Genomic DNA, 21,993 nt, shown 5'->3' on the forward strand with positions numbered 1-21,993 from the left:
GATGGGGGGGGGGGCCCCCCCGGGGGGGGGGGGGCGCCCCCCCCCCCCCCCCCGCGGGGCCCCCCCCCCCCCCGCCCCGTGCACGTCCGGACGGCTCAGACCGGGATGCGCGGGCCGCAGGACCCGGTTGGATCGTCGAGAACCGAAGGCGACGGCACCCGCTGCGTCGCCGCTCCGGCGGTGCTCACGGCCGCAGCCGTCCCCCGCCCGAGTCGTTCTTCCACCGATCCGCCGAAATCCGCGGAATCACCGACCTGGCAGTAGGAACGCTAAACGACGTCCGCCGGTGCGCACCACGATCCGGCGGAAGTTGCACGAGACGGACCAGTGCTCGCCAGCGAACGGCCCCGGCCGCAAGTAGGTGCTCGCGCTGCCGGGGCCGGACCGCATTTTCCAGGCGGCACGATCGGCGTCGCGCGGAACGGCCGCGGACCGGCCGAACCCGGGTCCGTCGCTGGTCAGGGAGCCTGGTCGACCGTTCCCGGGTCGGTGTCTCCGCGCCGCCGGGCCGGATCGCGCCGAGCGCCGGGGAGGCCCGGGAGAAACCGGTGCGGGGTGCGCGGACCCGGTTCTGCGCGATTCCTCGGCGCCATCCGGACGGCGGTTCCACGCGACCGGGGCCACCCGCGCGGGCACCGGTCCCGGACGCCGGACGCGGGCCGACGCGCTCGCGCGCGAGGCGTTCTACTGGACGCCGGGCCGCTGCGCGGTGTGCTCCGAACGGCCCAGTCCGAAAACGCGGTGTGTGCAGAGGTGACCATGAGCATGACCCGTCAAGTGGTACCGGTAGCCTTGCGCGACGTGCCTTCCGCGCTCGCGACAGCCCCGCCTCGACCCGCTCTGGTCGAGCCGGTGCAGATCCACCAGCTCGCCGGGACGATCGGTGCGCGGGTCATCGACATCCCTGGTCACACCCCTGGTGAAGGGGTGGTGACCGGAGCGACCCTGCGAGCTCAGCACGTGCGTCCCGGCGATCTGTTCGCCGCCCTCCCGGGAACCCGGGTGCACGGAGCCGACTTCGCCGCCGACGCCCTCACCGCCGGCGCCACCGCCGTGCTCACCGACCAGGCCGGCGTGGACCGCGTCGCGCTGCTCGACCACCCGCGGGTGCGGGCCGGTGAAGTGGCGCTGCTGGTGCACGACGACCCGCGCGGCGTGCTCGGCTCCGCCGCCGCCCGCATCTACGGCGACCCGTCGCAGAAGCTCACCATCCTCGGCGTCACCGGCACGTCCGGGAAGACCACCACCAGCTACCTGCTGGAGTCCGCGCTGCGGGCCGCCGGGCACACCACCGGGCTGGTCGGCACCGTCGAGACCCGCATCGCCGGGGAACGCCTCGACAGCGCCTTCACCACGCCCGAGGCGCCCGATCTGCAGGCGCTGCTGGCCGTCATGGTCGAGCACGGCGTCACGCACGTGCCGATGGAGGTCTCCAGCCACGCCCTCGCGCTCGGCCGCGTCGGTGGCACCCGGTTCGCCGTCGGCGCGTTCACCAACCTCTCGCAGGACCACCTCGACTTCCACCGCGACCTGGAGGACTACTTCCAGGCGAAGGCGCTGCTGTTCGACGGCCGCTCCGAACGCGAAGTGGTGTGCGTCGACGGCGAGTGGGGCCGGCGGCTGGTCACCGAGGACACGATCACCGCGTCCACCACCGGCGACGCGAGCTGGACCGCCACCGACGTCGAGACGTTCCCGACCGGCGAGCAGCGCTTCCGCGCGCACGGTCCGGACCGGACGCTGGACGTGCGGCTGCGGCTGCCGGGGCCGTTCAACATCGCCAACGCGCTGCTGGCCGCCGGAGTGCTCACCGCCGCCGGGATCCCCGCCGACGCGATCGAACGCGGACTGGCCGAAGTGGACGTGCCCGGCCGGATGGAGCGGGTCGCCCTCGGGCAGGACTTCACCGCCGTGGTGGACTACTCGCACAAGCCCGGCGCCGTCTCCGCGGTGCTCGACGCGGCCCGCGCCCAGGTCATCAACGGGGGCGGCCGGGTGCTCGTCGTGCTCGGCTGCGGCGGTGACCGGGACGTGGCGAAGCGGCCGCTGATGGGCGAGGCGGCCGCGCGCCGCTCCGACCTGCTGGTGGTCACCGACGACAACCCGCGCAGCGAGAACGCCACCGACATCCGCGCCGCCATGCTCGCCGGGGCGCTGGAGGTGCCCGAGGGCGAACGCGGCGAGGTCGTCGAAGCGGGCGACCGGCGCGAAGCCATCGCCGAAGCGGTGCACCGAGCCCGGGCCGGGGACGTCGTCGTGATCGCCGGCAAGGGGCACGAGACCGGCCAGGAGGTGGCCGGGGTCGTGCACCCGTTCTCGGACCGGGACGAGGTGGCGGCGGCGCTGCGGCGCAGGCTCGGCACCGGCAGCGCCCGGATCGGGGACGGCAGTGGGGGAACGCAGAACACGGGGGAACCCGCGCCCCCGGCCGGTGGCCGGGGCGGCAACGAGGAGGCAAGGTGATCCGGCTCAGCCTGGCTGACATCGCGGAAGCGGTCGGCGGCAGGCTCCACCACGCGGACGGCACCGAGTTCGTGACCGGTTCCGTCGAATTCGACTCGCGCAAGATCGGGCCGGGCGGGTTGTTCGTCGCGGTCCCTGGCGAGCGCGTCGACGGGCACGACTTCGCCGCTCGCGCCGTCGCGGACGGAGCCGCCGGCGTGCTCGCCGCGCGCGAAGTGCCCACCGCCGACGGACCGATCCCGACCGTGATCGTTCCGGAGCTGTCCGAACACCACCCGAGCCGGGCCATGGCCCTCGCCGGGGACGTCGACGGCAGCGGCGCCGCAGTGCTCGCCGCCCTCGCGCGGCTGGCGCGCGCGGTGGTGGACCGGCTGCCCGAGCTCGCCGTCATCGGGGTCACCGGTTCGTCCGGCAAGACCTCGACCAAGGACCTCATCGCGCAGGTCCTCGAACCGGCGGGCCCGACCGTGGCGCCGCCCGGGTCGTTCAACAACGAGCTCGGGCATCCGTGGACCGCGCTTCGCGCCGACGAGCACACCCGGCACCTCGTGCTGGAGCTCTCCGCCCGCGGTCGCGGCCACATCGCCGCGCTCTGCGAGGTCGCCCCGCCGCGGATCGGCGCCGTGCTCAACGTCGGCAGCGCGCACCTCGGCGAGTTCGGCTCGCAGGAGGCCGTCGCGCAGACCAAGGGCGAACTCGTCGAAGCGCTGCCCGCCGCCGCCGACGGCGGGGTCGCCGTGCTCAACGCCGACGACCCGCTGGTCGCCGCGATGGCCGAGCGCACCCGGGCCCGCGTGGTCCGGGTCGGGCAGAGCCCGGCCGCCGACGTGCGCGCCGAGGACATCGAGCTCGACGAGCAGGCGCGCGCCGAATTCACCCTCGTCACCGCCACCGGCTCCGCCCGGGTGAAGCTGCCGCTGCACGGCGAGCACCACGTCGGCAACGCGCTCACCGCCGCCGCCATCGCCGTGGAGCTCGGCGCGAGCGTCGAGGAAGCGGCCGCGCGGCTCGGCTCGGTGCGGCGCGTCTCCGCGCGGCGCATGGAGGTCACCGAGACCCCCGGCGGGGTCACCGTCATCAACGACGCCTACAACGCCAACCCCGAATCGGTGCGCGCGGCGCTCAAGACGCTCGCCTCGATGACCAGGGGAAAACCGGGCCGCGCCTGGGCGGTGCTCGGAGTCATGGGCGAACTCGGCGATGCCGAGGTCGCCGCGCACGACGAGATCGGGCGGCTCGCCGTCCGGCTCAACATCGACCGCCTCGTGGTGGTCGGTGACCAGGCACGGGCGATGCACCAGGGTGCCTCGCTGGAAGGGTCATGGGGAGAGGAGTCGGTTCTGGTGCCGGATGTCGATGCCGCCGTCGCGCTGCTGCGCGACGAGCTGCGTCCCGGTGACGTCGTGCTCGCCAAGGCGTCCAAGGTCGCCGCGCTGTGGCGCGTCGCCGAACAGCTGACCGAGCAGGTCACCGATCGATCCGCCACCGAACGAGCCGGGGGTCAAGCGTGAAGAGCATCCTCGTCGCCGCAGCGGTGGCGCTGGTCATCTCCATCCTGTTCACCCCGTACCTGATACGGATCTTCTCCAAGCAGGGCTTCGGCCAGGAGATCCGCGAAGAGGTGCAGAAGTCGCACGCCGCCAAGCGCGGCACGCCCACCATGGGCGGCATGGCGATCCTCGTCGCCATGTGGGCCGGGTACCTGATCACCCACCTCACCGTCGCGGAGGAAGGCCCCACGGTCTCCGGCCTGCTGGTGCTGGGGCTCACCACCGCGCTGGGCATCGTCGGCTTCCTCGACGACTTCATCAAGATCCGCAAGCAGCGCAACCTCGGGCTGAACAAGACCGCGAAGCTCGTCGGGCAGCTGGTCGCCGCCGTGCTGTTCGCGATCCTCGCGATGCGGTTCCCCGACGACAACGGCATCACCCCCGCTTCCGAGCACCTGTCGTTCATCCGCGACATCAGCATCGTGTCGTTCGGCGCCATCGGGTTCGTGATCTTCGCGTACGTGGCGATCAGCGGCTGGTCCAACGCGGTCAACTTCACCGACGGCATGGACGGGCTCGCGGGCGGTACCGCGGCGATGGTGCTGGCCACCTACGTGCTGATCTCGTTCTGGCAGCTGCGCTACGACTGCACGGGCGGGGGCGGCAGCGGGCCCGCCTGCTACACGGTCCGCGACCCGCTGGACATCGCGATCGTCGCCGCGGCCGCCATGTCGGCGTGCATCGGGTTCCTGTGGTGGAACGCGGCACCCGCGAAGATCTTCATGGGCGACACCGGTTCGCTCGCGCTGGGCGGTCTCGTCGCTGGGCTGAGCATGGTCACCCGCACCGAACTGCTGATGATCATCATCGGTGGGCTGTTCGTGGTGGAGGCCCTCTCCGTCGTGCTGCAGATCGTCGTGTTCCGCAGCACCCGGCGCAGGCTCTTCCGGATGGCACCGTTCCACCACCACTTCGAACTCGCCGGGTGGGCGGAAACCACGGTGATCATCAGATTCTGGGTGCTGGCCGGGATCAGCTGCCTGTTCGGCGTCGGGCTGTTCTACGCGGACTGGCTCAGCCTCTACGGCGGCTGACGATCCCGGCGGCCACGCCGCCGGCAGGAGAGGAGAGTGCGGTGACCCGAACGTTGCGGGACCGGCGGGTGCTGGTCGCGGGTGCCGGGGTGTCCGGCCGCTCGGCCGCCGAAGCGCTGCTGGCGGCCGGTGCCGAAGTCACCGTCACCGACGCGTCCGAAGAACGGCTCGCCGCGCTCGACTCCGTCCGCGCCGGCGGCGGTCGGCTCCTGCCCGGACTGCTCGAACCGCCCGCCGGGACCGACCTCGTCGTCACCAGTCCCGGCTGGCGGCCCGGCACGCCGCTGCTGGCCGCCGCCGCCACCGCGGGCATCGAGATCATCGGCGAGGTCGAATTCGCCTGGTGGCTCGACCGGGCGCGGCCCGAACCCGCCGACTGGCTCGCCGTCACCGGCACCAACGGCAAGACCACCACCGTCACCATGCTCGAATCGGTGCTGCGCGCCGCCGGGCTCGACGTCGTCGCCTGCGGGAACGTCGGGCTGCCCGTCGTCGACGCGGTGCGTGCCGGGCACCGGGTGCTCGCCGTCGAGCTGTCCAGCTTCCAGCTGCACTGGTCCCGATCGCTGGCCGCGCAGGCCGGGGTCGTGCTCAACCTCGCCGACGACCACCTCGACTGGCACGGCACCCTCGACGCCTACGGCGCCGCGAAGGCCAAGGTGTACGCGGGCAACGTCGTCGCGGTGCACAACGCCGACGACGAGTGGTCCACCCGGCTCTCCACCGGCGCGGGCAGGCCCGTGTCCTTCACCCTCGGCGAGCCCGGACCCGGCCAGCTCGGCATCGCCGACGGCACCCTGCTCGACCGGGCCTTCGCCGACGACCCCGCCGGGGACGTGCTCGCCGACGTCGCCGACGTGCACCCCGGCGGGCCGCACAACCTCGCCAACGCGCTCGCCGCCGCCGCGCTCGCCCGCGCCCACGGCGTCCCCGCCGACGCCGTCGCCCGTGGCCTGCGCGCGTTCGAACCCGGCGCGCACCGCTCCGTCGTCGTCGCCGAAACCGGCGGCACCACCTGGGTCGACGACTCCAAGGCCACCAACCCGCACGCCGCCGACGCCGCGCTGCGCGCCCACGAACGCGTCGTGTGGATCGCGGGCGGCCTGCTCAAGGGCGCCGACGTCGACGAACTCGTCGCGCGCAACGCCGGGCGCCTCGCCGCCGTCGTGCTCATCGGCCGCGACCGCGCCGCGTTCGCCGAAGCGCTCGCCCGACACGCCCCGCACGTGCCCGTCGAGCAGGTCTCGGCGGGGGACGATGCGGGCATGTCCCAGGCCGTCACCAGGGCCGCCGCGCACGCCACACCCGGCACCGCGGTGCTGCTCGCCCCCGCCGCCGCGTCCATGGACATGTTCACCGACTACGCGCACCGGGGGCGGGCCTTCGCCGACGCCGTGCGGGCGCTGCCCGCCACCGCCCCCACCACCGGCGGGTGATCGCGGTGACCACCTCCGCAGCGACCGCGCGCCGGCCCCGCCGCACCCGCAAGCCCACCGGGCTCGCGGCCATCACGACCCCGCTGACCGCGTGGCTCACCCGGCCGCTCGCCTCGTTCCACCTGCTGCTCGCCGTGTTCGGCCTGCTCACCGTGTTCGGGCTCGTCATGGTGCTGTCGGCGTCCAGCGTGGACTCGTTCACCAGCGCCGGGTCCTCCTACGACATCTTCATCCGGCAGGTCATCTACTGCGGCGCCGGACTCGTGCTGTTCTACGGGGCGCTGCGGCTGCCGGTGCGGCAGATGCGCAAGCACAGCCTCACCGTCTTCGGCGGCTGCCTGCTGCTGCTCCTGCTCGTGCTCACTCCGCTGGGCAGCGTCCGCAACGGCGCGCAGAGCTGGTTCGTGCTCGGCGGGATCTCCTTCCAGCCCGTCGAGTTCGCCAAGATCTCCTTCGCGCTGTGGGGCGCGCACGTGCTCGTCACCAAGCGCGGGCTGCTCGCCCAGTACCGGCACCTGCTGGTGCCCGTGGTGCCCGCGGCGATGCTGATGTTCGCGCTCGTCATGCTGCAGCCCGACCTCGGCTCCACCATCACGCTGTTCATCGTGCTGCTCGCCCTGATGTGGTTCGCCGGGGCGCCGCTGCGGTTGTTCGGCGTCTCCGTGCTCGGCGCCATCACCGCCGCCGTCGTCCTCGCGATGGTCGCGCAGTACCGGATGGACCGGATCACCACGTTCCTCGACCCCGCCTCCGATCCCACCGGCCGCGGCTACCACGCCCGGCAGGCGCTGTTCGCGCTCGCCGACGGCGGGCTGTTCGGCCGCGGGCTCGGCCAGGGCTGGTCGAAGTGGCAGTACCTGCCCAACGCGCACAACGACTTCATCTTCGCCGTCATCGGCGAGGAGCTCGGGTTCGTCGGCTGCGTCATCGTGCTCGTCCTGTTCGGCACCACCGCCTACGTCGGGATGCGCATCGCCGCCCGCAACACCGACCCGTGGATCAGGCTCGTCTCCGCGACCCTCACCGCCTGGCTCGTCGGGCAGGCCGCGATCAACGTCGGCTACGTCGTCGGCCTGCTGCCCATCACCGGGCTGCCGCTGCCGCTGATCTCCTCCGGCGGCTCGTCCGTGGTGACCAGCATGCTGGTGTTCGGGCTGCTGGCGAACTTCGCCCGGCACGAGCCGGAAGCGATCGCCGCGCTACGGTCGCTGGGGCCGGGCCGCGTCGGGAAGCTGCTGCGCCTGTCCACGCCCGAGCCCTACCGCCCACCGGCGAAACGCCGCCCGGCGCGCACCGCGCCCACCAGCCGCCCCGGAGCGCGCAGCGCAGGGGCCCAGCCGACCCGCCGGGGATCACCGGACGCGCGGAACCGCACCGCGGCCCGCGGCAAGACCGGATCCCGGGCACAGACACGAGGAGGACACCGTTGAGCGGGCAGCACCCGGCCCCCGGACACCCCGCCCGGCGCGGCCTGTCGGTCGTCGTCGCAGGCGGCGGCACCGCCGGACACATCGAGCCGGCCCTCGCCCTGGCCGACGCCGTACGCAGGATGCGCCCGGACGCGCGCATCACCGCGCTCGGCACCGAACGCGGACTGGAGAACCGGCTGGTGCCCGCACGCGGCTACCCGCTGGAACTGGTGCCGCCGGTGCCGATGCCGCGCAAGCCCAGCACCGAACTGCTGCGGCTGCCGCTGAAGGTGCGCGACTCGGTGCGCAAGACCAAGGACGTGCTCGAACGCGTCCAAGCCGACGTCGTCGTCGGGTTCGGCGGCTACGTGTCGCTGCCCGCCTACCTCGCCGCGCGCGGGCGCACCCCCATCGTCGTGCACGAGGCCAACGCCCGGGCGGGCATGGCGAACAAGGTCGGCGCCCGGTTCGCCGAGCGCGTCCTCGCCGCCACCCCCGACAGCGGGCTCGCCGGGGCCCGGCCCATCGGCATCCCGCTGCGCGAATCCATCACCAGCCTCGACCGCGCCGCGCTGCGCATGCAGGCCCGGCAGTTCTTCGGGCTGCACCCGCACGCGCCGACCATCCTCGTGTTCGGCGGATCGCAAGGCGCCCAGACGCTCAACACCGCGTTCTCCGGGGCCGCGCAGGCGCTCGGGCGCGCGGGCATCGGCGTGCTGCACGCGCACGGGCCGAAGAACACCCTCGCCGTGCAGCAGGTCCCCGGCGCCCCCGTCTACAACGCGGTGCCGTACCTGGAGCGGATGGACCTCGCCTACGCCGCCGCCGACCTCGTGGTCTGCCGCTCCGGCGCCATGACCGTCGCCGAGGTGTCCGCCGTCGGGCTGCCCGCCGTGTTCGTCCCGCTGCCGCACGGCAACGGCGAGCAGGCCCTCAACGCGCAGCCCGTCGTCTCCGCGGGCGGTGCCCTGCTCGTCGCCGACGAGGACATGACGCCGGACAAGGTCATCAACGAGGTCCTGCCCCTCGGCCGCGACCCGCAACGGCTGCACATGATGAGCCGTGCCACGCTGGGAACCGGACACCGGGAAGCCGACCAGGTGCTGGCCCGGATCGTGGTGGAGGTGGCGGGCCGGTGACCGAAGCGCAGACCGCGGAACGCAGCGGCACCGACGACCTGCTGTCCCGCGTCCACCTCGTCGGCATCGGCGGCGCGGGCATGAGCGGCATCGCCCGCATCCTGCTCGCCCGCGACCGGCAGGTCTCCGGTTCCGATGCCCGCGACTCCCGCACCGTGCTCGCCCTGCGCGCCCAAGGCGCGCACGTCGCGCTCGGGCACCGCGGCGAGAACCTCGACCAGCTCGACCAGGACCCCACCGCCATCGTGGTGTCCACCGCGATCCGGCCGGACAACCCGGAACTCGTCGAGGCCCAGCGCCGCGGCGTCGCCGTGCTGCGCCGCGCCGAAGCGCTCGCCGCGCTCATGGCCGAGCACCGGGTCGCCTGCGTCGCGGGCACGCACGGCAAGACCTCGACGACCTCGATGCTCACCGTCGCGCTGCAGCACTGCCGGCTCGACCCGTCGTTCGCCATCGGCGGCGACCTCAACGAGTCCGGCGCCAACGCGCACCACGGCGAGGGCGGCGTGTTCGTCGCCGAGGCCGACGAGAGCGACGGATCGTTCCTCGTGTTCGCGCCCTCGGTCGCCGTCGTCACCAACGTCGAACCCGACCACCTCGACCACCACGGCACCCCCGAGGCCTACACCGAGGTCTTCGACGAGTTCGTCCGCCGCATCGAGCCGGGCGGCGTGCTCATCGTCAACGCCGACGACCCCGGATCCGCCCGGCTCGCCGGGCAGGCCGCCGCCGGCGGGCTCCGCGTCCGCCGCTACGGGCACACGGCGGGCGGGCCCGGCGACGCGCGCATCGTCGACTACCGGCCCGAGCACGGGGCCGGTGTCGCCGTCGTCGAGCTCGACGGGCAGCGGATCGACGTGCAGGTCTCGGTGCCGGGCGAGCACATGGCGGGCAACGCCGTCGCCGCGCTGCTCGCCGGGCTGGAACTCGGGGCACCGCTGGACGAACTGCTCGACGGGCTCGCCGCGTTCGGCGGCGTGCGCCGCCGCTTCGAGTTCAAGGGCCAGGCCGGCGGGGTGCTCGTCTACGACGACTACGCCCACCACCCCACCGAGGTCGACGCGCAGCTGCGCGCGGCCCGGCCCGTGGTCGGCGACGGCAGGCTCATCGTGGTGTTCCAGCCGCACCTGTTCTCCCGCACGGCCGCGTTCGCCGCCGAATTCGCCACCGCGCTGGGGCTCGCCGACGAGATCGTGGTGCTCGACGTCTACGGCGCGCGGGAGGACCCGCAGCCCGGCGTCACCGGGGCGCTCATCGCCGACCAGATCCCGGGATCGGCGGACCGGGTGCGCTTCGAGCCGTCGCTGACCGACGCGGCACCGCTCGTGGCCGGGCTCGCCGCGCCGGGGGACCTGGTGCTCACCATGGGCGCCGGTGACGTCACCATGCTCGGGCCGGAGATCCTCGGAGAGCTCGAACGGGCCGCGGGTACCGGAGGTGCGGCGGAGTGAGCGCGGCAGGGCGGTCGTCGAACCGGCCGGGGGTGCGCAGCACTCGCGGCCGGCCGGTGCGCGGCGGGATCCAGCGATCCCCGCGCCGCTGGCTGCTGCCGGTGGCGATGTCCGTGGTGACCGTCCTGGTGCTCGCCCTCTACTACAGCCCGATCCTCGGCGTGCGGTCCGTGCAGGTCGACGGGCTCGCCGCCGTGCCGGAGCGGACCGTGCTGGACACGGCGGGCGTCGAGCTCGGCAACCCGATGCTGCAGGTCGACTCCGAGGCCATCCGGTCCCGGCTGGGCGCGGTCCCGGAGATCGCCGATTCGGAAGTCCACCTGCAGTGGCCCTCCACGGTGCGGCTGGAGATCACCGAACGCGTCGCCGTGGCCTACGTGCCCGCCGACGGACCTGGTGAGAGCGGGGTGCGGTTGATCGACGCGGCGGGCGTGCCGTTCCGCACCGTGCCCCACCCGCCCGCCGGGCTCGCCCAGCTGCGGCTCGGCGACGACCGGGCCGACGGCGTGCGGACCGCGATGATCGCGCTCACCGCGCTGCCCGCCGACCTGCGGGCGCAGGTCACCGAGGTCCGCGCCGAACGGCCGCAGAACCTGTTCCTGGTGCTGGCGGGGGGCAGGCAGGTGCACTGGGGCGAGAGCACGGCCGCGGACCGGAAGGCCGCGATCCTGGTGCCGCTGCTGACCCGCTCCGGGCAGGTCTACGACGTGACGAGCCCGGATCTGCCGACCGTGGCGTGATCGCCCGGCTGTCGGGGTGGCGCCGTGATGGGTCGGGTGCGGCGGTGCCGGGCGTGCCTTCGCCGGGACAGGTCGTTCGGCGGGTTCGCCGTCGTCCGGCGAAGGTGGAGTCGATGACGGCCATCCGGGTGCGGTGATCACTCTAATGGCGGTCGACCATTGGGAAGAGCGAATCCGTCCGATCGCGGATTTCCCTCGCGATGTGGTCGTGCGCACGCCTGGAATTCGAGTGATCGCGGAATAAGACAACAGGAATATCATCTTCGGCAACTTTGCCGAGCACGCTCCGTGTCCGCTGTCCGACTTTCAGGTGGAAAAACGCGTGACGGCCATTCAATTCGACCGAATTGACCGGCCGGATCGATAACGTTTCCCCATCCGATCAGATCGGATCGAGGAGGCGAAGTGACCGACGGTGCAGGGCCGGCGCGAGGCGGTGGTGGTGGCTCGCTGGAGGCCGTTTCCGCGCAGCTGGCCGGAATCTCGGCCCAGAACGAGCAGCTCCGCGCGCAAGTGGCGTCCGGTCGGCTCAAGATCGACCCGGAAGCGGCGGAGAAGGCGGCGCAGGCTTATGAGAAGGCGCAGCATCGGTTGAACCGACTCCAGCGCAACGTCGTCGCGCTCGAACGAGTCGCCGGCTTGGGTGAATACGCCACCGGAATCCAATTGGCGAAGAAGTTCCAGGACAAGGCGATCAATCCCGAGGTGGGTGCGACCGGGCTGCTGACCAGGCTGAGCGACGAACTCGGAAAGAAAGCGGAACTCTTCCGGCGGGCTGCCGAGGAGTACCGGAACACCGATGAATCGATCGCGGCCGATCTGTCCCGGGGAGAGCAGCGGTGAACCGGACGCGAAGGCTCGCCGCGCTGGGAGGGCTGCTGCTCGCGCTCTCCGGCTGCGCGCTGAACTCCAGGGCGGACGAGACTCCCGCCGCACGGCCGAAACCCGGGACGGGGCTGGCCGACGTCGACCCGTGCGCGCTGCTCACGGACGCGGAACTCACCTCGAGCGGCGCATCGGTACCGGGTTACCCGAACGACAACATCTCGTGGGAACCGGGATGTGACTTCGACGGTGACCCGTTCGGCTACAGCGTCTTCAAGAACCAGGAGATGAGCGTCGCCAAGTACGAGACGCAGGCCGAATGGGCGCGGTACGAGCACCGCGAACTGCAGGGCCGAGCGGCCGCGAACGCGATCGGCACCGGATCCACCAAAGCGCGGGTGTGCACCACCCTGTTCGACGCCGGTGGCGGCGTGCTCATCGTGACCGCGTCCGAGCTCAACGACGGGGGCCGTGACCGGTGCGCCGAATCCTGGCGGCTCGCCGAACTGATCGCACCGAGAGTGCCGCGCTGACGAACGGCTCGGATGTCCGGGTGAGGTGAACTGGGGACCACATGGGATTCGGGGAGTGGGCGGAGCGCGTCGCGGAGACGGCGCACGACGCCGGGGCGTCCTGGCTGGGCTACGAGACGGCGGCGCAACGCGAGGCGCGGGAACGCGCGGAGGCGGCCGAGCAGTCCGGGGAACGGCGACGCGACGTGCTGGCCGACCGCAACGAAGAGCTGCACGCGGGCGGCGAGTTCGACCCGCCGTCGATCACCGAGCGGGAGAACTGGCAGTCCTACAGCCACCACGAGCTGTACGAGACGAACGAGCGCTCCCTGGACCCGGCGAAGGCGCAGGAGGTCGCGGAAGCGTGGCGCCGGATCGGCACCACCCTCGCGGAGATCGGCCCGGACCTGCACCGCGATGCGGGCGCCGCCATCGCGGGCGGCTGGGAGGGCGAGGCGGCGGACGTCGCGACGGCTTCCGCCGAACCGCTCGTGCAGTGGATGTCCGACAGCGGTGCGGCGTTCCAGCTGACCGGGAACAAGGTCGAGCAGGCGGGTTCGGCGGCGGGCCAGGTGAAGGCGATGGTGCCGAAACCGCAGGACTACAGCATCGGCCGCACCTTGGCCGCGGGCATTCCCGGCGGGTTCGTCGGCGGCGGCGTGGACGCCCTGGCGCAGATGCGCGAGCGCCAGGAGGCCGAGCGGGCGGCGCAGGAGACGATGCAGCGCGTCCTCACCCCGACGTACCTCGACGTGGATCGGACGGTGCCGGTCTACCCGGACCTGGACGGCGCACCGCTGCCGCCGCCTCCGCCCGAGGAGCCTCCGCCGGTCGAGCCGCCGCCACCGCCGGTGGAGCCGCAGGGCCGCGGTCGGGGTGGCGGTGATCGTTCCAGCGCGGATCGTGCTGGTGCTGACCGGACCGGTGTCGATCCGACCGGCCACGACCGCGGCGGCGGCACCGGGAGCCCGGACGGCCCGGCGGGGTCCGATCCGTCGTGGGTTCCGAACCAGCGCCCCGACGGTACCCCGGAACGAGTACCGCCCGGCGGGCAGCGCGTCCCGCCGCCGGTCCTGCCCGGCCCGGTCCCGCTGCCCGGCGGCGTCCCGGGCGGCGCAGGTGGCGGCCGAGGCGGCGGTCCGGCCCCCGGCGGGCGCGGTGCGGGAGGTCGCGGAACCGGCAGAACTCCTGGAGCCCGGGCGGGCGGCGCCGGTGACCAGCCGGGCCCGGGCGGACGGGCGGGCGTCGGAGCCGGTTCCGGAGCGGGCGCCCGTGGGGTCCCGGCCGGCGGACCGGCCGTCACCGGCGGTGCGCGCGGCGGCGCAGGTGGCGCGGGCGCGGCCCGCCGCGGCGAAGGCGGCGAGGACTACCAACACGAGCGCCCCGGCTGGCTGGAGGAGCAGGACGACGTCTGGATGGAGGGCATGCCGAAGACCGCCCCACCGGTCTTCGGCGAGTGAGCGCCCCCGCGTCGCTGCGGGGGCGGGCGGCCCTCGACGGCGTTCTCGCTGCGGGATTCGTCGTCACCGGCGGGAGAACGCCGTCCTCGCAAGAATCCGCTGCGAACTCGCGGGTGGCCGAGCTGCGCACGGGATCGCTGCACAGCGGACAGGACGGCGGTCGTGGGGAAGGGAGTTTTCGAGGATCGTGCCTAGGGGGAACGAGATGGTGCTGGTGGGTCGGTGGCGGTTGCACCCGCTGCACCTGTACTTGTTGCGCCGTTACCTGGCGGTGGATGATCTCGCGCTACCGCTGGAGGCCCCGGCGTACGGGCGCACGCGGCGGCAGCTTCGCGAGCTGGCGCGCCGTGAGGCCCCCGCGATGCACCGGGCCGGGCTCCTGGTGGACGACGACGCACCGGCGGAGCTGGCCGAGGCGCTGCGGGTGCTCGCGGGGCCGCAGCTGTGGGTCGACTCGTTGTGGTGCCCGGAGTTCGGCGGTGAGGCCGCGTGGCGCTCGGTGGCCGCGCTCACCGGCCGCGATCGGGTGGTGCTCGGCGTGCAGGAACCGGGGGAGGGCGCGCGGTACGGCGGGGCGCTGACCGTGGAGCTGCACCAGCGGGCGGCGCTGTCGGAGGTGCTGCTGGCGACGCTGCCGCCCGCGCCGCCCGGTACCCGCGGCCGGGTGCGGGTTCCGGAGAGCTCGCTGCGGTCCGGCCCGGAGGAGCTCGCCACCGGGTTCCTGCAGCACGTGGCGCCGGTGCGCGGCAGCAGCGGCGACCGGCTGGTCGAGCAGTACCGGAGCATCGGTTCCGGCCCGCACCTGCGGGCGGGACAGTTCGCCGCGTCCGCGCGCGATCCGCGCGGTGCGCGGCGGCGTTCGGCGGTGGTGCGCTGGTTCGACAACGCCGCCCCCGACGGCCGCTACCTGGATCACGCGGAGCGGGGCGGCGCGGGCGAACGGGTGCACGCCCTCACTCCGGCGGACGTGCGGGAGGTCCGCATCCGGTTGGAGGCGCTGGTCGACTCGGTGCGCTGACCCCGGCGGCGCCCCACCAATGGCGCATTGACCGTGTTCGATCGCCGGGAATAGCGTTCGGCAATCGATTTCTGGGGGAATCAGATGCGCGACGTGCCCGCGATCAGCCGCCGGACCGCCCTCGGGGCGGGTGCGGTGCTGCTCGCGGGTGCCGCCGGGTGCGCGCCGGCGCGGGATCCGGGCGAGATCAGCCTGTGGAACTTCTACGGGCCGGGCGGGCAGAACAAGAGCCAGAGCGACTGGATCAGCAGGCTCGCGGCGGAGTGGAACGCCACGCACGAGGTGCGGGTGCGGCTGCGGTACGTGCCGAACAAGGACTACAAGGCCGGGCCGACCTTGCAGACCTCGTTCAGCGCCGGTGCCGGTCCGGACGTGTTCCTGCTGAGCCCCGGCGATTTCCTGCGCTACTACAACGGAGGCGCGCTGGCCGACCTCACCCCGCACCTCGAACCGGGCGTGCGGGAGGACTTCCTGCCGGAGGTGCTGGCGACGCGGCTGGTCGACGACCGGGTGTACGGGCTGCCGATGGAGATCGAACCGCTGGCGCTGTTCTACAGCGAGGACGCGTTCGAGCGTGCGGGGCTCGCGGAAGGCGACCTGCCGGGTACGTGGGACGAGCTGCTGGGCCTGGCGGAGCGCCTGACCACCCCGGACCGGTTCGGGATGCTGTTCGAGACGAACCCGGGCTACTACCAGAACTTCACCTGGTACCCGTGGCTGTGGATGGCCGGTGGCGACGTGTTCACCCCGGACCTGCGGCGTAGCGCGTTCGACTCGCCGGCCGCGCACCGGGCGATGCGGCTGTGGCAGGACGCGGTCCGCTCCGGTGCCGCTCCGCGCCGGGTGCGCGGCGAGGGCGGCAACGACACGATCTCGAACCTGGCGCAGGGCTACTGCGCGATGCAGCAGCTGGGGATCTGGGGCATCGCCGAGATCGCCGAGCAGGCGCCCGGTTTCCGCTACGGCGTCACGCCGATGCCCGCGCCGCCGGGCGGCACCGCCACCACGGCGCTGGGCAGCTGGGCGATGGTCGCGAACGCCTACGGCGCCAACCCGGAGGCCGCGGCCGAGTTCGTGGCGTGGGCGCTCGGTTCGTCCGACCCGGCGGGGGTGGAGCGGATGCGGCAGTGGAACACCGTGGCGAAGACGGGGATCCCGCCCCGGCGTTCGGTGCGCCGCGCCGCCGAAGCCCAGGGCGCCTTCGACGACGGTCCGATGCGGGTGTTCGCCGACCAGGTGATGGCGCAGGCGCGTCCGGAACCCCGCTACCCGCCGGAGGTGTACCGCGCGATCTCCGACGCGCTGCAGTCCTGCCAGCTCGACGGGGCCGACCCGGCCGAGGCCGCCGGGGCGGCGTCCGAGCAGATCGACACGTTCCTGGCGGGCTACGACGGGGCGGCTATCCAATGAGCGCCCGGCGTTCCGACGGCCGGTCCGCGCTCGGCTTCCTCGCCCCGGACGCGGTGGGGCTGCTGGTGTTCGTGGCCGTGCCGACGGTGCTGGCGCTGGTGGTCGGATTGTTCGAAGTGGACGGTTTCGGCAACGTCGGGTGGGCGGGGCTGGACAACTTCCGGTTGATGGCGGGGGACGGGCTGCTGTGGCGCAGCTTCGGCATCACCGCGCTGTACGCGGGACTGTTCGTGCCGCTGGTGTTCGCGTGCGGGCTGGCGCTGGCGCTGCTGGTGCGGGACCACTTCCCGGGCGTGGGGGCGGTGCGCGCGGCGCTGTTCCTGCCGAACGCGGTGAGCCTGGTGGTGATCGGGCTGCTCTGGCAGTTCTTGCTCACCGACAAGACGGGCCTGGTGAGCCGGGTGCTCGCGGTGTTCGGCCTGGACGGCGTCTCGTGGCTGGGCGATCCGGACCTGGCGCTGGTCACGTTGGTGCTGATCAGCGTGTGGTTCCTGATGGGCTACCAGATGCTGATCTTCCTCGGCGGGTTGAACGACATCCCCGGGGACCTCTACGACGCGGCCACTGTGGACGGTGCGGGCGCGTGGCACCGGTTCCGGCACGTGACCTGGCCGATGCTGCGGCCGACGAGCTTCTTCGTCCTGGTCACGTCGACGGTGAACGCGGTGGCCGGGTTGCAGGCGTTCGACCTGGTCTTCGTGACCACCTCGGGCGGCCCGGCGAACGCGACGTCCACCGTCGTGTACTACGCCTACCAGCAGGCGTTCCAGTTCGGCCGGTTCGGCTACGCGGCGGCGATCTGCGCGCTGCTGGTGCTGCTGCTGGGCGCCATCACCGGGGTGCTGTTCGCCGCGACCCGAGGAGGCCGGTTCGATGCGTAGCGGGATCCGCGGGCGGGCGCTGCTGGCGTACCTGGTGGCGCTGGTGACGATCGCGCCGCTGCTGTGGCTGCTACTGGCGGCGTTCCGGCCGGCGGCGGAGCTGTTCTCGGTGGGCTGGCCGAGCGCGTTGACGCTGGAGAACGTGGGGTACGTGCTGACCGAGGTGCCGTTCCTGCGCTACCTCGCGAACAGCGCGTTCATCTCGGTGGTGGTGACGGCGCTGGCGTTGCTGGTGCACTCGATGGCCGCCTACGCCCTGGCGCGGATGCACTTCCGCGGGCGGGGGATCGCGTTCGCCGCGGTGATCGCGACGTTGCTGATCTCGCTGCCGGTGATCCTGGTGCCGCTGTTCCTGGTGGTCCGGACGCTCGGCATGGTCGACACGTACGCGGGGCTGATCGTGCCGGGCGTGTTCAACGCGTTCGGCATCTTCCTGCTGCGGCAGTTCTACCTGGGGGTGCCGCGGGAGCTGGAGGACGCGGCGCAGCTGGACGGCTGCGGGCACTGGCGCACCTACTGGCACGTGGTGCTGCCGCTGAGCAGGCCGATGCTGGCCGCGCTGGCGGTGCTGTTCTTCCTCGCCAACTGGAACTCGTTCCTGTGGCCGCTGGCGGTGGCCCAGGACGAGTCGTTGCGGGTGGTGCAGGTCGGCATCGCCTCGTTGCAGGGGCAGTACGCCTCCAAGCAGCAGTACGTGATCGCCGCGGCGCTGCTGGCCGCGATCCCGACGGTGCTGGTGTTCCTGCTGGGGCAGCGCAAGCTCATCTCCTCGCTGAAGACCACCGGGCTGAAGTGACCGGGCTCTGTCGGGGGCCGGGCGTAGCGTCCTCGGCACCGGCGGAGGGGGAGCGATGCGGGCGGCGCGGTTGATCTCGTTGGTGCTGCTGCTGCAGAACCGGGGCGCGGCGACGGGGCCCGAGCTGGCCGCGGAGCTGGAGGTCACCGAACGCACCGTCGCCCGCGACGTGCAGGCGTTGACGGAGGCGGGCGTGCCGATCTACGCGGAACGCGGCCGCAACGGCGGCTACCGGCTGCTCGGCGGCTACCGCACCCGGCTCACCGGGCTGCACCGGGCGGAGGCCGAGGCGCTGCTGCTGGCCGGAATTCCCGGCCCGGCGGCCGAGATGGGGCTGACCGAGGCCGTCGGCAGCGCCCGCCGCAAGATCTCCGCCGCGCTCGCGCCGGGGCACCGGGACGCGCCGGACCGGGTCGCGCGGCGCTTCCACCTGGACGCGCCCGGCTGGTTCCGGGAGACCGAGACGCCGCCGCTGCTGCCGGAGCTCGCCGACGCGGTGTGGCAGGACCGCGCGGTGCGGGCCACCTACCGCCGCCGGGACCGGGAGGTGCACCGCGAGATCGAGCCGCACGGCCTGGTCCTCAAGGCGGGTGCCTGGTACCTGGCGGGGCGCTGCGGCGGCCGGTTCCTGGTGTACCGCGTGGACCGGTTCCGATCGGTGGAGGTGGGCGGTCCGTTCGAGCGGGACGCGGAGTTCGCGCTGCCGGAGTTCTGGGCGCGGCGCGGCGCCGAGTTCGAACGCGCCCTGCTGCGCGCGGAGATCACCGTCCGGATCGCTCCCGACGCGCTCGCCGCCCTGCACGGCCAGGTCGGCGGCCCGGCAGCGGCGGACGCGCGCGCCGCGGCCGGGGAACCCGACGAGCAGGGCTGGGTGACGACCACCCTGCCGGTCGAGTCCCTGGAGGTCGCGCACGCGCAGCTGCTCGGGCTCGGCGCGCGGGTCCAGGTGCTGGCCCCGGCGGAGCTGGCCGAGCGGATGGCGCGGACCGCCGCCGAGCTCACCGAGCTGTACCGGCCGGCGGATCAGCGGTACCCGGTGGTGTCCTCCGGCGCCCCCGCTTCGACGACTTCGGCGATGTAGCGCCACGAATCCGGTCGCGAACCGTCCAGGTCGGTGAACCCGTAGTGCTCCGCGAGCTCGAAGCTGGACACGGTGCGCCCGGCCCAGCGGGACACCTCCGGGTCCGCCGCCAGCGCCGCGACCCCGCGGCCGACGAAGTGCGGCGATTCCGAGATCGAGAAGTGCGGTTCGGTTGCCTCGCGCCAGTTCTGCTCGGTGACGTCGAAGTGGTCGAGCATCATCTCCGAGCGCAGCCAGCCCGGGGTGATCGCGAGCGCGGTCCCGCCGTGGGGGCGCAGCTCCTCGGACTGGGCGAACGCCAACCGGCTCGCGGCGATCTTCGTCACATCGAAGAACGCGCCGCAGTCCGCGCGGTAGCGCCGGTTGTACTCGGTGGTGCCGTCGGTCAGCTCCACCACCAGCCCGCCCGGGGTGCGGGACAGCAGCGCGAGCGCGAAGTGGCTGGTGATCAGGTGCGCTTCGATGCCGGTCCGGAGCCTGCGCAGGCCCAGGTCCAGCGAGTGCTCCCACACCGGTTTGTGCCAGTCCATCAGGTGCTCGCCGCCCATGTCGTTGACCAGCAGGTCCAGCCGGCCGCGCTCCCGCTCGATCCGCGCGACCAGGTCCCGGACCTCCTCCGGGACCTGGTGGTCCACCCGCACCGCGACGCCCTCGCCGCCCGCGGCCGTCACCAGCTCCGCGGTGTCCTCAATGGACTCGGGCCGGTCGTAGTCGGAGCGCGCCTCCCGCGTGGTGCGCCCGGTGCCGTACACCGCGGCGCCCGCGGCTCCCAGCTCCACCGCGATCGCCCGGCCCGCTCCCCGCGTCGCGCCCGCGACCAGCGCGATCTTCCCCCGCAGCGGTCGTTCCATCGTCGTGCCCCTCCGTCGGTTCCGGTTCGTCCCACCGATGCTGGCGGCGAATCCGGACGACCGCGGTCCGGATTTCCGCGCCGTTCTTTTCGAGTGGGCCGCCCGGCACGCCCGGCCGCGCGGTACGGTGAACATCGGTGATCGCGCAGCGCCGATCACCGTGCAGGCGAGAACGACGGTCGAGGCGGATCTGCGACGTGGGTGGCATGACACACCTGGGAGAACTCCCGGCGTGGCTGCTGGACGCGGCGACGCGGGCATGCCTACGGTCCGCACCGGGTACGGGGTTGACCGCGTTTCGATCTTGTGCTCGCACGGGACCACTCCGGCGTCGACCGGTACCCGTGCCGGCCCCGGACTACTGTCCGGTTCCCACGGTGACCGCTCCCGCGGCGGTCCGAGCAACGCAGAGCGCTCAGCCACGACCAGGAAGGCGGACCCGATGACGCCCCCGCACAACTACCTCGCGGTGATCAAGGTCGTCGGCATCGGTGGAGGCGGCGTCAACGCCGTCAACCGCATGATCGAGGTCGGGCTCAAGGGCGTCGAGTTCATCGCGGTGAACACCGACGCCCAGGCCCTGCTGATGTCCGATGCCGACGTGAAGCTGGACATCGGCCGCGAACTGACCCGAGGACTCGGCGCGGGCGCCGCCCCCGAGGTCGGGCACAAGGCAGCCGAGGACCACAAGGAAGAGATCGAAGAGGTCCTCAAGGGCGCCGACATGGTCTTCGTGACCGCGGGCGAAGGCGGCGGCACCGGCACCGGTGGCGCCCCCGTGATCGCCGACGTCGCGCGCAAGCTCGGCGCGCTGACCATCGGCGTCGTGACCCGGCCGTTCTCCTTCGAGGGCAAGCGCCGGGCGAACCAGGCGGAGCAGGGCATCAAGGAGCTCCGCGACTGCTGCGACACGCTCATCGTGATCCCGAACGACCGGCTGCTGCAGCTCGGTGACATCGGGGTCAGCCTGATGGACGCGTTCCGCTCCGCGGACGAGGTGCTGCTCTCCGGTGTGCAGGGCATCACCGACCTGATCACCACGCCGGGTCTGATCAACCTCGACTTCGCCGACGTCAAGAGCGTCATGTCCGGGGCGGGCAGCGCCTTGATGGGCATCGGCTCGGCGCGCGGGGAGGGCAGAGCCGTGCAGGCCGCGCAGAAGGCGATCAACTCGCCGCTGCTGGAGGCCTCGATGGAGGGCGCGCACGGCGTGCTGCTGGCCATCGCGGGCGGCTCCGACCTCGGCCTGTTCGAGATCAACGAGTCGGCCTCGCTGGTGCAGGAGTCCGCGCACCCCGAAGCGAACATCATCTTCGGCACGGTGATCGACGACTCGCTCGGCGACGAGGTGCGGGTCACCGTGATCGCCGCCGGTTTCGACGCGGGTGCGCCGACCCACAAGAAGCTGGAGCCGACCAGGGTCGGCGGCAGGGACGCCGTCGCGGGCGGCGAAGCGGGTCAGGTCACGGAGGGACAGGTCGTCGACAGCACGGCCGAGGCCGCTCCCGAGCAGCCCGCCGCGCCGCAGCAGCAGGCCCCCGCGGAGCAGGCACCGCCCGCTCCGGCCCCGCAGCCCGAGCCGTACACCCCGCCGCAGAGCTACGAGCCGCAGGCCCAGAGCTACGAGCGGCGTCCCGCGTACGGCGAGGGCGGCACGCCCGGCGTCTCGGTGCCGACCCGCTCCGGCGGCGGCTACCCGACGCACACCGGCACCCAGGGCATGAGCGGTCAGCTGCCGTCGCGGCCGGTGCCGGTCTCCGACGACAACGACGACGACGTGGACATTCCTCCGTTCATGCGACGCTGATCGCCTTCGAGCGTGGGCCAGAATGGGCACCGGGACGGACTTCGTCCCGGGGGGCGCGCGGGGGGGGGGGCCCGGGGGGGGGGGCGCCCCCCCCCCCCCGGGGCCCCCCCCATGGAGGTCGGGGGTGGTG

General features: G+C 73.2%; 18 protein-coding genes. 17 read left to right on the top strand and 1 reads right to left on the bottom strand.

Annotation, left to right across the window (positions count from 1 at the left end; translation table 11 throughout):
* Nucleotides 1-765: 765 nt before the first annotated feature.
* The 16 genes from LCD31_RS16780 (at nucleotide 766) to LCD31_RS16855 (ending at nucleotide 19,205) form a co-directional block, all read left to right on the top strand.
* Entirely contained in the window at nucleotides 766-2,463 is a 1,698-nt protein-coding gene (locus LCD31_RS16780) for a UDP-N-acetylmuramoyl-L-alanyl-D-glutamate--2,6-diaminopimelate ligase (RefSeq protein ID WP_255623272.1), read from the top strand.
* Nucleotides 2,460-3,974: a UDP-N-acetylmuramoyl-tripeptide--D-alanyl-D-alanine ligase gene (gene murF, locus LCD31_RS16785; RefSeq protein ID WP_224959304.1), complete on the top strand. Its 1,515-nt coding sequence runs from the start codon at nucleotides 2,460-2,462 to the stop codon at nucleotides 3,972-3,974. Before LCD31_RS16780 ends, murF begins: the two co-directional genes overlap by 4 nt.
* Nucleotides 3,971-5,047, top strand: a complete 1,077-nt coding sequence (mraY, locus tag LCD31_RS16790; RefSeq protein ID WP_224959306.1) for a phospho-N-acetylmuramoyl-pentapeptide-transferase — start codon at nucleotides 3,971-3,973, stop codon at nucleotides 5,045-5,047. The genes murF and mraY overlap by 4 nt, the downstream gene beginning before the upstream one ends.
* Nucleotides 5,048-5,088: 41 nt before the next feature.
* The gene (murD, locus tag LCD31_RS16795; protein ID WP_224959308.1) at nucleotides 5,089-6,483 is read left to right on the top strand and encodes a UDP-N-acetylmuramoyl-L-alanine--D-glutamate ligase; all 1,395 of its coding nucleotides are present in this window, start codon (nucleotides 5,089-5,091) and stop codon (nucleotides 6,481-6,483) included.
* Nucleotides 6,484-6,488: 5 nt separating this feature from the next.
* Nucleotides 6,489-7,913 carry a putative lipid II flippase FtsW gene (gene ftsW, locus LCD31_RS16800; protein WP_374201664.1) on the top strand — a complete coding sequence of 475 codons (1,425 nt, stop codon included), beginning with the start codon at nucleotides 6,489-6,491 and terminating at the stop codon, nucleotides 7,911-7,913.
* Nucleotides 7,910-9,031, top strand: a complete 1,122-nt coding sequence (murG, locus tag LCD31_RS16805; protein ID WP_224959311.1) for an undecaprenyldiphospho-muramoylpentapeptide beta-N-acetylglucosaminyltransferase — start codon at nucleotides 7,910-7,912, stop codon at nucleotides 9,029-9,031. The genes ftsW and murG overlap by 4 nt, the downstream gene beginning before the upstream one ends.
* Nucleotides 9,028-10,482, top strand: a complete 1,455-nt coding sequence (gene murC, locus LCD31_RS16810; RefSeq protein WP_224959313.1) for a UDP-N-acetylmuramate--L-alanine ligase — start codon at nucleotides 9,028-9,030, stop codon at nucleotides 10,480-10,482. The genes murG and murC overlap by 4 nt, the downstream gene beginning before the upstream one ends.
* Nucleotides 10,479-11,222, top strand: a complete 744-nt coding sequence (locus LCD31_RS16815) for an FtsQ-type POTRA domain-containing protein (RefSeq protein ID WP_224959314.1) — start codon at nucleotides 10,479-10,481, stop codon at nucleotides 11,220-11,222. The genes murC and LCD31_RS16815 overlap by 4 nt, the downstream gene beginning before the upstream one ends.
* A gap of 405 nt (nucleotides 11,223-11,627) precedes the next feature.
* Nucleotides 11,628-12,065: a hypothetical protein gene (locus LCD31_RS16820; RefSeq protein WP_224959315.1), complete on the top strand. Its 438-nt coding sequence runs from the start codon at nucleotides 11,628-11,630 to the stop codon at nucleotides 12,063-12,065.
* Nucleotides 12,062-12,580, top strand: a complete 519-nt coding sequence (locus LCD31_RS16825; RefSeq protein WP_224959316.1) for a DUF3558 family protein — start codon at nucleotides 12,062-12,064, stop codon at nucleotides 12,578-12,580. The genes LCD31_RS16820 and LCD31_RS16825 overlap by 4 nt, the downstream gene beginning before the upstream one ends.
* A 41-nt stretch (nucleotides 12,581-12,621) precedes the next feature.
* Entirely contained in the window at nucleotides 12,622-14,019 is a 1,398-nt protein-coding gene (locus LCD31_RS16830; protein ID WP_224959317.1) for a PPE domain-containing protein, read from the top strand.
* A gap of 205 nt (nucleotides 14,020-14,224) precedes the next feature.
* Nucleotides 14,225-15,037, top strand: coding sequence for an ESX secretion-associated protein EspG (locus LCD31_RS16835; protein WP_224959318.1), 813 nt, complete (start codon nucleotides 14,225-14,227; stop codon nucleotides 15,035-15,037).
* An 84-nt stretch (nucleotides 15,038-15,121) separates the two neighbouring features.
* Nucleotides 15,122-16,447: a sugar ABC transporter substrate-binding protein gene (locus LCD31_RS16840; RefSeq protein WP_224959319.1), complete on the top strand. Its 1,326-nt coding sequence runs from the start codon at nucleotides 15,122-15,124 to the stop codon at nucleotides 16,445-16,447.
* A complete protein-coding gene (locus LCD31_RS16845; RefSeq protein ID WP_224959320.1) occupies nucleotides 16,444-17,328 on the top strand; it encodes a carbohydrate ABC transporter permease in 885 nt (294 codons plus the stop codon). The genes LCD31_RS16840 and LCD31_RS16845 overlap by 4 nt, the downstream gene beginning before the upstream one ends.
* A complete protein-coding gene (locus LCD31_RS16850) occupies nucleotides 17,321-18,124 on the top strand; it encodes a carbohydrate ABC transporter permease (RefSeq protein ID WP_224959321.1) in 804 nt (267 codons plus the stop codon). Before LCD31_RS16845 ends, LCD31_RS16850 begins: the two co-directional genes overlap by 8 nt.
* Before the next feature lie 55 nt (nucleotides 18,125-18,179).
* Entirely contained in the window at nucleotides 18,180-19,205 is a 1,026-nt protein-coding gene (locus tag LCD31_RS16855) for a YafY family protein (RefSeq protein WP_224959322.1), read from the top strand.
* Here the strand turns inward: LCD31_RS16855 and LCD31_RS16860 are convergent.
* Nucleotides 19,148-20,056: an SDR family oxidoreductase gene (locus tag LCD31_RS16860; RefSeq protein WP_224959323.1), complete on the bottom strand. Its 909-nt coding sequence runs from the start codon at nucleotides 20,054-20,056 to the stop codon at nucleotides 19,148-19,150. The genes LCD31_RS16855 and LCD31_RS16860 overlap by 58 nt on opposite strands.
* A gap of 442 nt (nucleotides 20,057-20,498) precedes the next feature.
* On the opposite strand from LCD31_RS16860, the gene ftsZ reads away from it, so the two are divergent.
* Complete coding sequence (gene ftsZ, locus LCD31_RS16865; RefSeq protein WP_224959325.1) at nucleotides 20,499-21,863, top strand: cell division protein FtsZ; 1,365 nt, start codon at nucleotides 20,499-20,501, stop codon at nucleotides 21,861-21,863.
* Nucleotides 21,864-21,993: the final 130 nt, after the last annotated feature.

This window comes from Saccharopolyspora sp. 6M, assembly GCF_020176775.1.
GTDB classification, from domain to species: Bacteria; Actinomycetota; Actinomycetes; order Mycobacteriales; family Pseudonocardiaceae; genus Saccharopolyspora_C; species Saccharopolyspora_C gregorii.

Coding starts and splice junctions, on each gene's coding strand:
- LCD31_RS16780 (WP_255623272.1), top strand. CDS start 766: ATGACCCGTCAAGTGGTACCGGTAGCCTTGCGCGACGTGCCTTCCGCG.
- LCD31_RS16830 (WP_224959317.1), top strand. CDS start 12,622: ATGGGATTCGGGGAGTGGGCGGAGCGCGTCGCGGAGACGGCGCACGAC.
- LCD31_RS16835 (WP_224959318.1), top strand. CDS start 14,225: ATGGTGCTGGTGGGTCGGTGGCGGTTGCACCCGCTGCACCTGTACTTG.
- LCD31_RS16840 (WP_224959319.1), top strand. CDS start 15,122: ATGCGCGACGTGCCCGCGATCAGCCGCCGGACCGCCCTCGGGGCGGGT.
- LCD31_RS16845 (WP_224959320.1), top strand. CDS start 16,444: ATGAGCGCCCGGCGTTCCGACGGCCGGTCCGCGCTCGGCTTCCTCGCC.
- LCD31_RS16850 (WP_224959321.1), top strand. CDS start 17,321: ATGCGTAGCGGGATCCGCGGGCGGGCGCTGCTGGCGTACCTGGTGGCG.
- LCD31_RS16855 (WP_224959322.1), top strand. CDS start 18,180: ATGCGGGCGGCGCGGTTGATCTCGTTGGTGCTGCTGCTGCAGAACCGG.
- LCD31_RS16860 (WP_224959323.1), bottom strand. CDS start 20,056: ATGGAACGACCGCTGCGGGGGAAGATCGCGCTGGTCGCGGGCGCGACG.
- ftsZ (WP_224959325.1), top strand. CDS start 20,499: ATGACGCCCCCGCACAACTACCTCGCGGTGATCAAGGTCGTCGGCATC.